15 protein-coding genes are annotated in these 15,312 nt (G+C 62.2%); 7 read left to right on the forward strand and 8 right to left on the reverse strand.

The features are described from left to right. Positions 1 to 46 precede the first annotated feature (46 nt). A complete protein-coding gene (gene fabD, locus C5J24_RS23155) occupies positions 47 to 1,015 on the forward strand; it encodes an ACP S-malonyltransferase (RefSeq protein WP_105421300.1) in 969 nt (322 codons plus the stop codon). A 28-nt stretch (positions 1,016 to 1,043) separates the two neighbouring features. After that, a complete protein-coding gene (fabG, locus tag C5J24_RS23160) occupies positions 1,044 to 1,781 on the forward strand; it encodes a 3-oxoacyl-[acyl-carrier-protein] reductase (protein WP_105421302.1) in 738 nt (245 codons plus the stop codon). A 13-nt stretch (positions 1,782 to 1,794) separates the two neighbouring features. On the opposite strand, the gene C5J24_RS32035 is transcribed toward fabG, so the two are convergent. Beyond that, entirely contained in the window at positions 1,795 to 2,070 is a 276-nt protein-coding gene (locus C5J24_RS32035) for a hypothetical protein (protein ID WP_172724109.1), read from the reverse strand. Between C5J24_RS32035 and C5J24_RS23165 the strand changes: the two genes are divergently transcribed. From C5J24_RS23165 to gmk, 5 genes are all read left to right on the forward strand, one after another. Next, positions 2,069 to 2,305 (forward strand): acyl carrier protein, encoded by a 237-nt coding sequence (locus tag C5J24_RS23165; protein ID WP_003502080.1) that lies wholly within the window; start codon positions 2,069 to 2,071, stop codon positions 2,303 to 2,305. The genes C5J24_RS32035 and C5J24_RS23165 overlap by 2 nt on opposite strands. Positions 2,306 to 2,433: 128 nt before the next feature. After that, complete coding sequence (gene fabF, locus C5J24_RS23170; RefSeq protein ID WP_105421303.1) at positions 2,434 to 3,696, forward strand: beta-ketoacyl-ACP synthase II; 1,263 nt, start codon at positions 2,434 to 2,436, stop codon at positions 3,694 to 3,696. Between the two features lie 149 nt (positions 3,697 to 3,845). Continuing rightward, the gene (gene mltG, locus C5J24_RS23175) at positions 3,846 to 5,039 is read left to right on the forward strand and encodes an endolytic transglycosylase MltG (RefSeq protein ID WP_105421305.1); all 1,194 of its coding nucleotides are present in this window, start codon (positions 3,846 to 3,848) and stop codon (positions 5,037 to 5,039) included. A 32-nt stretch (positions 5,040 to 5,071) separates the two neighbouring features. Then, a complete protein-coding gene (locus C5J24_RS23180; RefSeq protein ID WP_105421307.1) occupies positions 5,072 to 5,959 on the forward strand; it encodes a YicC/YloC family endoribonuclease in 888 nt (295 codons plus the stop codon). Positions 5,960 to 5,962: 3 nt separating this feature from the next. Then, complete coding sequence (gmk, locus tag C5J24_RS23185) at positions 5,963 to 6,643, forward strand: guanylate kinase (protein ID WP_105421309.1); 681 nt, start codon at positions 5,963 to 5,965, stop codon at positions 6,641 to 6,643. A gap of 407 nt (positions 6,644 to 7,050) precedes the next feature. Here the strand turns inward: gmk and C5J24_RS23195 are convergent, their stop codons facing one another. The 7 genes from C5J24_RS23195 to lptF form a co-directional block, all read right to left on the reverse strand. Beyond that, on the reverse strand, positions 7,051 to 7,581 hold the full coding sequence (locus C5J24_RS23195) for a hypothetical protein (protein ID WP_172724110.1): 531 nt from the start codon (positions 7,579 to 7,581) through the stop codon (positions 7,051 to 7,053). 145 nt (positions 7,582 to 7,726) lie between these two features. Continuing rightward, positions 7,727 to 8,560 (reverse strand): 16S rRNA (adenine(1518)-N(6)/adenine(1519)-N(6))-dimethyltransferase RsmA, encoded by an 834-nt coding sequence (gene rsmA / locus C5J24_RS23200; protein ID WP_105421314.1) that lies wholly within the window; start codon positions 8,558 to 8,560, stop codon positions 7,727 to 7,729. Further along, the gene (gene pdxA, locus C5J24_RS23205) at positions 8,560 to 9,576 is read right to left on the reverse strand and encodes a 4-hydroxythreonine-4-phosphate dehydrogenase PdxA (RefSeq protein WP_105421316.1); all 1,017 of its coding nucleotides are present in this window, start codon (positions 9,574 to 9,576) and stop codon (positions 8,560 to 8,562) included. The genes rsmA and pdxA overlap by 1 nt, the downstream gene beginning before the upstream one ends. Before the next feature lie 43 nt (positions 9,577 to 9,619). Continuing rightward, positions 9,620 to 10,564: a molecular chaperone SurA gene (locus C5J24_RS23210; protein ID WP_105402920.1), complete on the reverse strand. Its 945-nt coding sequence runs from the start codon at positions 10,562 to 10,564 to the stop codon at positions 9,620 to 9,622. Between the two features lie 133 nt (positions 10,565 to 10,697). After that, on the reverse strand, positions 10,698 to 13,025 hold the full coding sequence (locus C5J24_RS23215; protein ID WP_105421318.1) for an LPS-assembly protein LptD: 2,328 nt from the start codon (positions 13,023 to 13,025) through the stop codon (positions 10,698 to 10,700). Beyond that, the gene (gene lptG / locus C5J24_RS23220; protein ID WP_105402922.1) at positions 13,025 to 14,113 is read right to left on the reverse strand and encodes an LPS export ABC transporter permease LptG; all 1,089 of its coding nucleotides are present in this window, start codon (positions 14,111 to 14,113) and stop codon (positions 13,025 to 13,027) included. The genes C5J24_RS23215 and lptG overlap by 1 nt, the downstream gene beginning before the upstream one ends. Beyond that, positions 14,110 to 15,285, reverse strand: a complete 1,176-nt coding sequence (gene lptF, locus C5J24_RS23225) for an LPS export ABC transporter permease LptF (protein ID WP_105402923.1) — start codon at positions 15,283 to 15,285, stop codon at positions 14,110 to 14,112. The genes lptG and lptF overlap by 4 nt, the downstream gene beginning before the upstream one ends. Positions 15,286 to 15,312 lie beyond the last annotated feature (27 nt).

Raw genomic sequence — 15,312 nt, forward strand, 5'->3', positions numbered from 1 at the left:
GGAATGTGAATGGAGAGGGCAAAACATAAGGGAAGGAAATCATCCCATGGCCACAACAGACGGCACTTCAACGAGCATCGCATTCACGTTCCCCGGCCAGGGCAGCCAGGCTGTCGGCATGGGCAAGGATCTGGCGGAGGCTTTTCCCGAAGCCCGCGCAGTCTTCGATGAAGTCGACGAGGCGCTCGGCCAGAAGCTCTCCGACATCATGTGGAATGGTCCGGAAGAAACGCTGACGCTGACCGCCAATGCGCAGCCGGCGCTGATGGCCGTCTCGGTCGCCGCGATCCGGGTGATGGAAGCGCGCGGCCTGAAGCTCGCCGACAAGGTCGCCTTCGTCGCCGGCCATTCGCTGGGCGAATACTCTGCTCTTTGCGCCGCCGGCACTTTTTCGCTGGCCGATACCGCACGCCTGCTGCGCATCCGCGGCGATGCCATGCAGTCTGCGGTGCCTGTCGGGCAGGGCGCCATGGCGGCGATCATCGGCCTTGAGCACGGCGACGTCGATGCGATCTGCGCCGAAGCGCGCGAGGCCGGCATCTGCCAGATCGCCAACGACAATGGCGGCGGCCAGCTGGTCATCTCCGGCTCCAAGGCAGCGGTCGAAAAGGCAGCAGGGCTTGCGACCGAAAAGGGCGCCAAGCGCGCCATCATGCTGCCGGTCTCCGCACCCTTCCACAGCGACCTGATGGCGCCGGCGGCCGACGCCATGCGCCACGCGCTCGACAAGGTGGCGAAGAACAATCCGGTCGTGCCGGTTATCGCCAATGTACGCGCCGTGCCGGTCTATGATGCCGACGAGATTGCCAAGCTGCTGGTCACCCAGGTCACCGGCCAGGTCCGCTGGCGCGAGACGGTGGAATGGTTCGGCGCCAACGGCGTGACGACCCTTTACGAGATCGGCTCGGGAAAAGTGCTGACCGGCCTTGCCCGCCGCATCGACAAGAATATCTCCGGCATTGCCGTCAACACGCCGGCCGATATCGAAGCCGCGCTCACAGCCGTTCTCGGCTGAAACCAAAGACACGCGAAGGAACACGATCATGTTTGATTTGACCGGCCGCAAGGCATTGGTGACGGGCGCAACCGGCGGGCTTGGCGAAGAGATCGCCAGGATGCTGCACAGCCGGGGCGCCACAGTCGGCCTGCACGGCACGCGCGTCGAGAAGCTCGAGGCGCTTGCCGCCGAACTCGGCGACCGGGTCAAGATCTTCCCGGCCAACCTCTCGGACCGCGCCGAAGTGAAGGCGCTCGGCGAAAAGGCCGAGGCCGAGCTCGAAGGCGTCGACATCCTCGTCAACAATGCCGGCATCACCAAGGACGGCCTGTTCGTGCGCATGAGCGACGAGGACTGGGATGCGGTTCTGGAAGTCAATCTCACGGCGGTCTTCCGCCTGACCCGCGAACTCACCCATCCGATGATGCGCCGCCGTTACGGCCGCATCATCAACATCACCTCCGTGGTCGGCGTCACCGGCAATCCCGGCCAGACCAATTACTGCGCCTCCAAGGCCGGCATGATCGGTTTTTCCAAATCGCTGGCGGCGGAGATCGCCACCCGCAACGTGACGGTCAACTGCGTCGCGCCGGGGTTCATCGACAGCGCGATGACCGGCAAGCTCAACGACAAGCAGAAAGAGGCGATCCTCGGCGCCATTCCGATGAAGCGCATGGGCGCCGGATCGGACATCGCGTCCGCGGTCCTTTATCTCGCCTCCAGCGAGGCTGGCTACGTCACCGGCCAGACCCTGCATGTCAACGGCGGCATGGCGATGATCTGATTGAGTGCCGCCGTCAGGAAAACACGTTACAATCGGTTGTTGGCGGCTGTGCAATGGAACAAATTCTGGCTTTGCTGAACACGGAAACCATGTTAAGCGGGCCATGACTGTGAATGGTCACCCTGAAATGCAGGCCGTCATATTGCGTGAGTGCAATAGGATCGGAACCTGAAAAGGGGAGAACGGGTTTGCCCGCATCGGCGCTGAACAAGCGGCGGTCGCAGGTTTTTAACAGGGTGCGGATGCCGATCGGGCATTCGATAAAGACAAAGGTCGAGGAAACCGACATGAGCGATATCGCAGAACGCGTTAAGAAAATTGTTATTGACCACCTCGGCGTCGACGCCGACAAAGTCGTCGAAGGCGCAAGCTTCATCGACGATCTCGGTGCGGACTCGCTCGACACCGTCGAACTGGTCATGGCTTTCGAGGAAGAATTCGGCGTTGAGATCCCTGACGACGCTGCCGATTCCATCCTGACCGTCGGCGACGCTGTGAAGTTCATCGAGAAGGCCCAGGCCTGATCAACCCGACATAGTGGGGATGACGCCGCAAGGCAGGTCCCGAAAACGGCCCGCTTGTTCGGGCCGTTTCAGCAATTGGGGCTTGGGCCCTGAAAATCGAGAAAAAATTATAGGGTAGGGCACTGGCGATGAGACGGGTCGTTATCACCGGTACCGGCATGGTATCTCCTCTCGGATGCGGAACGGAAGTCAGCTGGTCGCGCTTGCTGGCCGGCCAGAACTCCGCCCGCGTCGTCACTGAATTCGAGGTCGAAGACCTTCCCGCAAAGATCGCCTGCCGCATTCCTGTCGGCGACGGTTCCGATGGCACGTTCAACGTGGACCAGTGGATGGAGCCGAAGGAACAGCGCAAGGTCGATCCCTTCATCATCTACGGCGTGGCCGCCGCCGAAATGGCGCTCGAAGATGCCGGCTGGCATCCGAAGACCGACGAGGACCAGATCGCCACCGGCGTGCTGATCGGCTCGGGCATCGGCGGCCTCGAAGGCATTGTCGAGGCGGGCTACACGTTGCGCGACAAAGGTCCGCGCCGCATCTCGCCCTTCTTCATTCCCGGCCGGCTGATCAATCTCGTCTCCGGCCAGGTGTCGATCCGCCACAAGCTGCGCGGTCCGAACCACGCGGTCGTCACGGCCTGTTCCACCGGCGCCCACGCGATCGGCGACGCGGCCCGGATGATCGCCTTCGGCGATGCCGAGGTGATGGTCGCCGGCGGCGCGGAATCGCCGATCTGCCGCATTTCGCTGGCCGGTTTCGCCGCCTGCAAGGCGCTTTCGACCCAGCACAACGACGATCCGCAGAAGGCCTCGCGCCCCTATGACCGCGACCGCGACGGTTTCGTCATGGGCGAGGGCGCCGGCATCGTGGTTCTGGAAGAGCTGGAACATGCCAAGGCCCGCGGCGCCAAGATCTATGCGGAAGTGGTCGGCTACGGCATGTCCGGCGACGCCTTCCACATCACCGCGCCTTCGGAAGACGGCGACGGTGCGTTTCGCTGCATGACTGCGGCGCTGAAGCGTGCGGGTATTTCGGCGTCGGACGTCGACTACATCAACGCCCACGGCACCTCGACCATGGCCGACACGATCGAGCTCGGCGCGGTCGAGCGCCTGGTCGGCAACGCCGCCTCGAAGATCTCCATGTCGTCGACCAAATCGGCGATCGGCCATCTTCTCGGTGCTGCCGGTGCGGTCGAGGCGATCTTCTCGGCGCTCGCAATTCGCGACAACATCGCGCCGCCGACGCTCAACCTCGACAATCCCGATGTCGAGACGGCGATCGACCTCGTGCCTCACAAGGCGCGCAAGCGCGAGATCAACATCGCGCTGTCGAACTCCTTCGGTTTCGGCGGCACCAACGCATCTCTCGTGCTGCGCCGCTACGAAGCCTGATTTTTAGGGCTTGCCCTGAAACATATGCCGGCTGGACTCGCGGCTCGGCTCGTATCATCTTCTGGACCTGTTTTTCGCCGCATTGGTTGGCCAGAAGCAGGTCTAAAGTCTTTGAGTCTGTAGGGGGGCGTTAACCCCGGGGGGCGCGGTTGAACGATACGAATCATGTCAGTGAATTGCCGCCCGGCAATGGCAGAGGGCCGATTATTCCGAAATCGCCGAACGAGGCCTTGAAGCCTGAACGCGTTCCGGAACCGCCCCGTCGTTCCAAGAAGGCACGCAGCCAGGTCGTCATCTTCCTGAATTTCCTGATGACCATGGTCGTCGTTCTCTGCGTGATCGGTGTTGCCGGCTTCTACTACATGATCTCGGCCTTCCAGCAGCCGGGCCCGCTCGAAGCCAACACCCATTTCATGGTCCGCCCCGGCAACGGGCTTGCGGAAATCGCCACCAATCTCGAACGCAACGGCATCATCTCCGACGCGCGCATCTTCCGCTACGTGACGGCGACCTACCTGCGCAAGGGCGAGACGCTGAAGGCGGGCGAATACGAAATCAAGGCGCGGGCCTCCATGAAGGACATCATGGGTATCCTGGAATCGGGCAAGTCGATCCTCTATTCGGTCGTCATGCCGGAGGGTCTGACGGTGCGCCAGATGATGCTGCGCCTCGCCGAGGATGCGGTGCTCGAAGGCGACCTGCCGTCCGAACTGCCGGCCGAGGGAAGCTTGAGGCCCGATACCTACAAGTTCTCGCGCGGCAGCAAGCGCGCCGACATCATCCAGCAGATGCGGGTTGCGCAGCAGAAGATGGTCGACCAGATCTGGGAGCGTCGCGACCCGGATCTGCCGATCAAGACCAGGGAAGAATTCGTCGTGCTCGCCTCGATTGTCGAGAAGGAGACCGGCAAGGAAGACGAGCGCGCCCATGTAGCCTCTGTCTTCATCAACCGGCTGCAGCGCGGCATGCGCCTGCAGTCGGACCCGACGATCGTCTACGGCATCTTCGGCGGCGAGGGAAAACCCTCAGACCGGCCGATCTTCAAGTCGGACCTTGCCAAGCAGACGCCCTATAACACCTACCAGATCAAGGGTCTGCCGCCGACGCCGATCTCCAATCCCGGCCGGGCCGCCCTCGAAGCCGTAGCCAATCCCTGGCGGACCAAGGACCTCTATTTCGTGGCCGACGGCACCGGCGGGCATGTGTTCGCCGCGACGCTCGAGGAACACAATGCCAACGTCCGTCGTTGGCGTAGAATGGAGTCCGAGCGCGCCGCCAACCCGGAAGTGGTGGACGGCCAGCCGGACGGCGACGAAGCGGAAAAGCCGCCGAAGAGCAACTGACCGCTTCCCGAAAGCATGATCTGGAGACACCGATGACATTGCAGTCCATGACCGGTTTTGCCCGCAGCGAAGGCACGAGCGGGCGCAACCGTTATGCATGGGAACTGCGCTCGGTGAACGGCAAGGGCCTCGATATAAGGCTGCGTCTGCCGCCGGGTCTCGAACGGCTGGAGCCGGACGTCCGCCGGGTGATCTCGGAGAAATTTTCGCGCGGCAATCTGCAGGCGACCCTGACCCTCACCGTTGCCGAGACCAAGGTGGAAGCGGTGCTGAACCGCGATGCGCTGGCAGCCGTGATGGCGCTGCGCGCCGAACTGGGCGATCTCGTTGATCCTTCGCCGCTGAGGCTCGATACGCTGATGGGCATTCGCGGGCTTGTGGACATCCGCGAGGCGGAAGAGGACGAGGAGACGGTCGCAGCCCGCGATACTGCGATCCTCGCGAGCCTCGACGAGGCGATCGGGCATCTGCAGCGGATGCGCGAGGGCGAGGGCACGGCGCTTGCAGCCGTCCTCAAAGGCCAGGTCGCCCGCATCGCCGAACTTGCCCAGGTCGTCGAAATCGACCCTTCCCGCACGCCGGAAGAGATCGCCCGCAAGCTGTCCTTCCAGCTCGCTGCGCTCCTCCAGGAGGCGCCGACGCTCGACCGCGACCGGCTGCATGCGGAAGCGGCCCTGCTTGCCACCAAGGCCGATCTGCGCGAAGAGATCGACCGGCTGAAGGCGCATGTGGCGGCCGCGGGCGAGCTTATAGACAAGGGCGGCCCGGTGGGTCGCCGGCTCGATTTCCTTGCACAGGAATTTAACCGGGAATCGAATACTATCTGTTCGAAGTCCAATTCGGCCGCGGTCACCTCCGCCGGCATCGATTTGAAAGTCGTCATCGACCAGTTCCGCGAACAGGTCCAGAATCTGGAGTAAGACATGAGCCCGGCCCCATCGTCTCAGGGCAAAGCGTCCCCGGCCGTGAAGATCGCCCGGCGCGGACTGATGCTGGTTCTTTCCTCGCCGTCGGGCGCCGGCAAGTCGACGATCGCCCGCAATCTTCTGGATGCGGATCGCAGCCTCGAAATCTCGATCAGCGTCACAACCCGGGCCAAGCGGCCAAGCGAGATCGCCGACAAGCACTATCATTTCATCACCGTGCCGCAGTTCGAGAAGATGCGCGACGCCGGCGACCTGCTCGAATGGGCCGAGGTGCACGGCAATTTCTACGGCACCCCGCGCGAGCCCGTGGAACTGGCGATGAGCGAAGGCCGCGACATGCTGTTCGACATCGACTGGCAGGGCGCCCGCCAGCTGCAGGAAAAGATGGCCGCCGACGTCGTCTCGATCTTCGTGCTGCCGCCGACCATGACCGAACTGCAGTCGCGCCTGCATCGCCGCGCCGAGGACTCCGAAGAAGTGATCCGCACCAGGCTCCTGAACTCGCGCGCCGAGATCGAGCACTGGCGGGAATACGACTACGTCATCGTCAACGACGATCTCGATGAGGCCTTCGGGCATGTCAGCTGCATCGTCAACGCCGAACGCATCCGCCGCGACCGCCGGCATGGGTTGTTCGATTTTGTGAGCGAGTTGCTGACGGAAGAGCCGAAGCTGTAGGCGGTTTGATCGCTGGCTGGCAGGATGCCTGCGGCTCCGAATTTCGGTGGTTCATTGCGGGATTTACGGTCTTGCGCAGCCCACGTAAGCAATGACGGTGTCGCCTTGCGCCATCACCTGGCCCCAGCGTCCTGCTCACTTCAGAAGTGTGCAGGATCGAAGAATCCAGCAGCATCTGGTAAGTCGACCAAACGGGCCTTGAAGCACTCGGCGTGTGCGTACCATACCTGCCATTTGCCCTCGGAGGTCTCTACCGTAAGGCGGAGCGGATCCAGGCCCTCTGGCTTGATGCCCTCCGCGCAAAAGCAGCACGGTCCCCATGCAACCCCGATAGACGTATCCATCTGGCCCCCTTCAACCATAGTGCCATGCTCGTCTTATGTCGTTTTGCATCTATGCCAAACGCGTCATTCTGCTTTTGGCGTCTGCGCCTCCAGGGCTTCAATTCGCTGATAGATCCAGGACAAATATTCCTGCGGAGACGACGTCTTCTGATCGCCGTTAAACGCGTTCACATGGCGACCGTCCAACATACCGTTTTCCATGAAGATTTTGACGACATTCGCCTCGCTACGTGCTGCATCGAGATCCATAGCCGCGACATTGCTGAAATAGACCTCGTTGCTTTCGATGTTGGAGATTTCCTTTTCCCATGCCGTTTGATCCGCCTTTGATTTTGCATAGGCTGCCTGGCCAGCAGTGAAAGCCGCCATTTCCTCCGGCGTTGCGTCGCGGAACGTATATTGGCTTTTATCGAGAATGATTACATCCTCAACTGGCGTTCCCTTCATCAATCGCTCGGAAAGAGATTGAATTTCTTCTGGGGAGTAACGGGGAATGCGATTGGCCGCTTCTTCTGGCGACCCAACCTGTCGGCTGCGGGAGGATTGAGTTGATGAGACCTTAGGGTAGGGCATGCCCGAATTAATTTCCATCATTTACACTCCAGCCAAATTTCAGTCTTTCTACCTATGGTAGCTTGCCCGGAGGTTGTGGTCGTAGCTACGTCATCGCCGCGCCCTAAACGAGGTGACGGGGAAGCGACGAATGTCGTCTTCGAGCCAAAGGAGTTACTGCCGCAGCTCACAAACAGTTCGCCAGCCGCACAAACTCTTCCACCGACAGCGTTTCCGCCCGCCTCGCCGGGTCTATCCCGGCTTTCACCAGCAGCGCCTCGCCGCCGAGCGACTTGACACTCTGGCGCAGCATTTTTCGACGCTGGCCGAAGGCGGCGTGGGTGACGCGCTCCAGCTTCGTGACGTCACAGGGCAGGGGATTTGTCCGGGGCGTCAGGTGCACGACCGTTGAGGTGACCTTCGGCGGCGGCGAGAACGCCTGCGGCGGCACGTCGAAGACCATGTGGGCGTCGGTGCGCCAACCGGCGAGCACGCCGAGACGGCCGTAGTGGTCGTCGTCCTCGTCGGCGACGATCCTTTGGCCGACTTCCTTCTGGAACATCAGCGTCAGGCTTTCCCAGAAGGGCGGCCATCGGTCCGGCGCGGGCAGCAGCCAGTTGATGAGCAGCTGGGTGCCGACATTGTAGGGCAGGTTGGCGATGATCTTTACCGGGCCTTCAGGCGCGAGCGCCGCGAAGTCGGTCTTCAGTGCGTCGCCTTCGATTACCTCCAGCCGGCCGGGATAGTGGTCGCCGATTTCGGCGAGTGCCGGCAGGCAGCGGCTGTCCCGTTCGACGGCGATCACCTTTTTGGCGCCGAGCGACAGGATGGCGCGGGTCAGGCCCCCAGGGCCGGGGCCGACCTCGAAGACGGTCGCATCGCCGAGCGGTCCGGCGCTGCGGGCGATCTTCTGGGTGAGGTTGAGGTCGAGAAGAAAATTCTGGCCGAGCGCCTTTTTGGCGTCGAGCCCGTGACGCTGGATCACGTCCCGTAGCGGCGGCAAGCCGTCCAGAGTGGCCATCAGGCGGCTTTCGACTTGGACGCGAGATTGCCGGCCAGCTTGATCGCCTCGACGAGGCTGGTTTCGCGGGCCACGCCCTGGCCTGCGATACCGAATGCCGTGCCATGGTCCGGCGAGGTGCGGATGAAGGGCAGGCCGAGCGTGACATTGACGGAGGTGTCGAAACCGAGCGCCTTAGCCGGGATCAGCGCCTGGTCGTGATACATGCAGATCGCCACGTCGTAACGGGCACGCGCCTCGTCATGGAACATCGTGTCGGCCGGCAGCGGCCCGAAGACGTGCAGGCCCTCGGCGCGCAGCTTGAAGATCGCCGGATGGATGATGTCCTGATCCTCGCGGCCGATCGCCCCGTCCTCGCCCGCATGCGGATTGAGGCCGGCAACCGCAAGCCGGGGGTTGTCGATGCCGAAGCGGGTCTTGAGATCGTGATGGGCGATGCGGCAGGTCTCGGCGATCAGGTCCGCGCTCAGCGCCGCGGGCACATCTTTCAGCGGGATATGGATGGTCACCGGGATGGCCCGGAGTTTCGGGCCCGCCAGCATCATCACCGGCAGGATCTTCTTGCCGGTCGCACGCTCGGCGAGGGCGGCGAGGAACTCCGTGTGGCCGGGAAACCCGAAGCCGGCCTGGTAGAGAACGGATTTGGCGATCGGGTTGGTGACGGTGCCGGCGGCCTTGCCTTCTAGGGAGAGCGAAACGGCGGTCTCGATCGCCTGGATGGTCCCCTTGGCGGTCGCCACGTGCGGTTGTCCGGCGGCGATTTCCGCGCCGGCCGGGATCGGCAGCACGGGCAGGGCGTCCTGAAAGATCGACATCGCGCTTTCGCTATCCGCCTCGCGGATCGGCACGTCGAGGCCGAGCATCACGGCGCGGGCCTTGAGCACGGCCGGATCGCCGAGGAAGAGGAAAGGCGGCAGGTCGTATGCCTGGCGCGAAGCCCAGGCGACAAGCGTGATATCGGGGCCGATGCCGGCAGGATCGCCCTGGGTCAACGCAAGCGGACGGTCGAGAGGCATTACGGCTCCGAAAATGACTTAAGTGTCGAGATCAGCGATGTTCTTAGCGATACTCGATCTGGGCCTTGCTGCGCAGGTCATCGAGATATTTCTTGTCGTTGGGGTCGACGCCTTCCTTCTTCGCCTTGCCGAGATCCTCGGCCCGGAAGACGACTTCCGCCGCGAGGTCGTCCGACACCTGGCGCTGTTTGCAGATGGCCAGGAATTCGACGCCACGTTCGGTGACGCGGGTGCCGGTCGTGCCGCCATCCGTCGTCTTCTCGATCAGCGGCTTCCAATCGGCCGGCAGTTCGGGAGCGAGGACGCGGCCGAGGTCACGGATCGACACGTCCAGCATGGTCGCGGCGAAATCCTTCGATTGCTCGCAGCCCGGGAATTTGGAACGCGCGGCGTTCGCTTCCTTCTGGCGCTTGGCGAGAATGGCGTTACGCTTGGCCGGCGGCACGACAAAAATCACCTGCTGCAGGAAATATTCGGTCGTGACCGGCTTTTCCTTATTCTCCATCATGCGCGTGACGAGTTCCTGGCTCGACATGCGGCCGCGCGAACCGCCGTAGCGGGCGTTGACCAGTCGTGGCCAGCTCATCTGCACGGCGATGTAACTCTTGAAATGCTCGACACCGACGCCGGCTTTGTCGAGGATCTGGCTCATCTGCGCCGCGCTCAGCTTGTTGCCGGCGGCAAACCGCTCGAAGGCCTTGTCGACGTCCTCGGTGCTGACCGACATCTTCACGCGGGAAATTTCCTGTCGCTTCAGCGCTTCATCCACCAGCGCCTCACGCGCCGTCTTGGCATCTGCCTTCTGGCGCTGAAGGCGCAGGAAGGCGACGCGTCGGCCGACGTCGGTGCTGGTGATCGCCGTCCTGTTGACGACGGCCGAAACTTCGCTGGCGGCCTGCGCCTGCTGGGCGGCGGGCTGGATGACGACCGAGGCGGCCAAAGCGGCCGCGGCCAGCACCAGCTTGCGCGTTGCGGTCATTGCGAACATGATACCAATCCCTTTTCCCGCCCCGGTGGGCACTTGAGCCCGACCGGCCTCGCATTTCATACTCTATTTGCGACCGCTTGCACAATTCTTGCGGCGAAACGATGACGGTCAGCCGATCGGACGAGCCGCTACCTCAGTAGCGGTAGTCCTGATCGAAACCTTCGGTCGAGCCGACGCTGATATCGCCGAGCGTGCGGAAGCTCAGGCGGGCGCTGACGGTCCAGTCATTGGCGGCCGTGTCCGACGGCTTGTCCGTATAGGCAACCGTAAAGATCGTGCACTCGTCCGCATAGCTGATGCCGATGCCGCGCCGGACAAGTTCCTTGTCCGCGAGATCCCAGGTCGCCGTGCCGGCAAGCGCCCAGTTTTCGTTGATCCGGAAGCTCATCGAATGCTTCAGCACGTCTTGCGCGTCGTCCGAACCGTATTCCGGCTGAGCATCGACCTGCGTGTAGACCAGCGAGCCGCTCACCCGCGGCGTCGTGTAGGAAAGCGAGGCATCGGTGCGCTTGATCGCGAATGTCTTCTCATCGAAGCGGGCGTTTGCCCCGATCGTGAAACCCTGCGGCAGATCGACGGCCGCCATCGCGACATAGTCGGACCGGCGCGTTTCGAGCCCGGAATTGGCGCCCGCCTGAACCAGGTCCTCGGTCGCGAACGAGTTCTGGCCGGCAATATGGTAGGACTGGCCGACAATGCTGCGCACGCCGATGCCGTTGGCGAACGTGCCGGTATAACGGAGCCCGACATTGGCGCGCGTGCCGCCTTCGACACGGTCGAAGCCCGAGAACTTGTCGCGCTCGAAAAGGCTGGTGGCGTCGAAGACGAAGCTCTGGGCATCCTCGTTCGGCAATCCGCCGGCCATCTGCTCGTCGGGACGCGCGAAGATCTGCGCAATCGGCTCGATGATATGGCTGCTGGTTTCGGTGGTCAGCAGGATCGGATAACGCGCCTCGAGACCGGCCGTGAGCATGTAACGGCCGTTGGCACCTTCAGACTCCATATCGCCGAAATAGGGACCCGGTGTGCCGGAACCGGTATGGCGGATGCCGTCGCCGCGGGCGGCGAGGATCGGCGTCAGCAGCAGGCCGTCGAGCGTGTTGAAGGTGCGCTTCCATTCGGCTTCCACGGTCAGGCGACTGTAGCTGCCTTCAAGACCTGGGAAACGATTGGTGGTGCCTTCCCTGTACCAGTCGTCTTCGCGACGGGACAGGTTGGTAATGTTGGAGGTGACCGAAAGCTCGCCGCCGAGAATCGGTTCCGGCGCGTAGTAGGTATAGTCGAGCGAAGGGTAGACGATCGCCTGTTCCTGCTCGGCCGTGTTGCTATAGGTGTCGTCCTGGATGTTGAAATAATAGTTGTGCAGGTCGAAATAGTTCCGCGTCCCCAACCCGGTGAGATAGATGTCGTTGGTGAACGTGCTGCCCCCGACGCCAGTCAGCTTGTAGGTCCGCGAGAAATTGTTGTCGCTCTGGGTCATGACGTTCCAGCCGAACGTCCAGCGCGGATTGATCTTGAACTCGCCCTTGGAGGCGGCCATGAGGCGGTTATCCGCAGCCCGGTCGCTGGTATTCGGATCGAAGGCTTCCGGATCGTTCTGATGGATCCCGGCGAAGCGGAACGTATGTTCGCCTGTCTCGAACTTGTTGCGGATCTCGCCCTGAAGCAGCAGCCCCTGATTGGAATAATAGGTGGGGCTGAGCGTCGCATCCATGCTCGGCGAGAACACGTGATAATAAGGCACCGTGATGCCGAAGCCGAGATTGTCGCTCGCGCTGTACTGCGGGAACAGAAGGCCCGATTTGCGCTCGACCGTTTCGTCCGGCACCTCGATTGCAAAAGGCAGGCGACCGATCGGCAGGCCGAACAGTTCGAACTGGGCGTTTTCAAGCCGAATCGTATGGGTCTGGCCATTGCGGACCACCCGTTGCGCCTTGACCTGCCAGAGTGGGGCCTTGCCCGGCGTCTGGGCACAGGGAAGGCAGGCGGTGTAGACGGTATTGTTGAGCACCATCAGGTCGCCAGGCTGGCGCTCGGCGCTCTCGGCGGCAAGGCGGGTATTGTCGGTGGTCTCGACGCGGAGCGCGTTGATGAAACCCTCGCCGAAGCTGTCGGTGACGTCCATCTGCTCGGCATAGACACGGCTGCCGCCCGGCTCGATCAGCTCGATATTGCCGGTTGCCATGACGCGGCCGCTCTTCTGATCGTACTGAACGCGCTGCGCCACCATCTTGTAGCGGTTGTAATAGATCTGCACGCCACCGGTCGCGGTGACCACCTCGGCGTCCTGATTGTAGACGAGCTCATTGGCGCGCAACAGCATCTTGGCGCCGTCCGCTGCCTGAGGCACCAGACCCTGAGCCAGCACAGCCGTTGCGGATACGCCAAATACGCATACAGACACACCTGTCAGCAGGGCGGCGGCGAGCCGTCTTATATGTTTGCGGTTACTTACCGCCACTAGCCATCCTCCTGATGAAGCAGAATTGTCGTCCCCAGTGCCGTCGCGACGATCACTGGAATCCAGACCGCCACGAAAGGAGGAATTGCCCCGCTGCTTCCGAATGCCTTCACAAGCACCGTGACGACATAAAGCACGAAGCCAGAAACTATTCCACCCAGAATCACGGACCGGGACTGGGCGAACCGACTGAATTTTAATGAGACTGTTGCAGCAATGAGAGTCATTGCCACGAGCAGGATCGGCAGGGAGAGCAGCGAGTGATACTGCGTCTCGAGCGCCTTTGTGGGAATGCCGAAAGATTTGCTGACCTCGATTTTTCTGGAAAGATCAAAAAACGCAACAGTATCAGGCTGCGCCAGGCTCTCTTGGATATATTCCTGCTTCAACTTGGTGCGAACCTGTGCTGTCTCGCGACGCACCGGAATTTCGCCCGGCCGGTTTTCCAAAACGTCGTTAAGCAGCCAGTAACCATCTTCCAATTTTGCGGTCTTGGCGTCCTGCCGCATGATCACGCGACCGTCCTTGTCGAACTGGAAAGCCACCACGTCGATAAGCCGCGTTCCCTTCTCCTGATAGCTCTTGGCGCCGATGACCGTGTCGTCGTCGCCGCTGATCTGGCGGATCCAGGGAATGAAGGTGGATGCCCGCGAGCGGTTGCTCGCTTCGCGCCAACTGGCCTCCATGGAAGCGGATTCGCGCTGGCCCCAGGCAGCGAGCGGATTGATCACAAGCAAGGTTGCGAGCCCGATCAGAAACGCTCCGATGACGAACGGCGAGATGAACTGCCAGACGGAAATGCCGGCGGCACGCGTCACCACCAGTTCGTAGCGGCGGTTGAGCGCGATCAGCACCGTCATGCCGATAAACAGGCTGAGCGTCGGGATGGTCTGCTGCAGGATGAGCGGCACGCGCATGGCAGTCATCGCCAGCCCGGTCGAGACAGTGTAGCCGCTGAAGCCCGACATGCGGCGGCTGGTCTCGCTGAAGTCGGCGAGGAAGATGATGGCGCCCACGCCGAGCAGGAACCAGAGTGCTGTGATGATATAACGACGGAAGAAATATCGGCCGAGCGTCGTGAAGATCATGCCGTACCTCCGCCCGAAGTCCGCGAGGCGGGTATGCGCCGCTGCACGCTGCCGGCCAGGCGCGACATGCCGCGAGCGATGAAGCGCGGCGCCGAGAACTGCCGGTTGGTGGCAAGCATGAAGATCGCAATCAGCGAGAAGACGATCGGCACGGCGTAGGGGAGCGGGGTGTAGAGCGGATGGCGTTCGACCATATTGGTGGCCGAGAACCCGAGCCAGCGCACGCCGAAAGCGAGGAAAAGCGCAAACACCATCGGATGGACCCGGGTCTGCCGGTGCGAGCGGGTGCTGCCGGCGATAACCAGCGAGATCAGCGCGAAGGTGATCGGGAAAAGCCAGTCGGACAAGCGCCTGTGCAGTTCCGACCGATAGGCGTCCGGCGATTTCTGGTAGACCGGATCGTTCGGATCCGGGTTCAGAAGGAAAGCGAGGCTGCGGTCGGTCGAATATTGCGGCAGACCGCCTTCCGCCTTCGTCATCGCCGACAGATCGAAGGCGTAGGAGACGAACTTGATGATCGAGATACGTCCGTCGGCGGATTTGCGGTGGACCTCGCCGTCACGCATGGTGAGCGAGGTACCGCTTTCGTCGATCGATCCCTCGCGGGCGTAATAGATGAGGTCGAAATTCGGGTCGCGGTAATCGACGACGAACAGGCCCTTGAGCACCCGGCCGGAATGGCGCTCCGAGATCTGCACGTAGAGCCCCGGCTCGATGCTGCGGAAGGTCTTTTCCTCGATGACCGAGGAAAGCAGGTCGGCGTAAGCGGCGGCGACCATCTGGCGGGCCGCGACGCGAGACGGCGGTTCGACGAAATTCGTCACCAGGAACGAGAAGAGACTAAGCGCGAGTCCGAGCATCAGCACCGGCCGGTAAATGATGCTGCGCGACGCGCCGGCCGCGTCGATGACCGGCAGTTCCGAATCGTTGTTCATCGCCGTCAGCGTCTGGGTGATACCGATGACGAGCGCGAAGGGCAGCACGACGGGGATGATGGTCGGCAGGATGAAGGTTGCAAGAGTCGCGAACGAGCCCATCGACTGGCCGGTATCGGTGACCAGGTTGATGCGTCCCAGCACCTGGATGGTCCAGATGATGGTGAGCACCGGCAGGAGCGTCACCAGGAACATCTGAAAAATCCGGCGCAATATGTAGACTTCGAGAAGCTTCATTCCGGCCTAGATACCTTGCACAACGTC

It is taken from the genome of Neorhizobium sp. T25_27 (genome assembly GCF_002968565.1).
Classification (GTDB): domain Bacteria; phylum Pseudomonadota; class Alphaproteobacteria; order Rhizobiales; family Rhizobiaceae; genus Neorhizobium; species Neorhizobium tomejilense.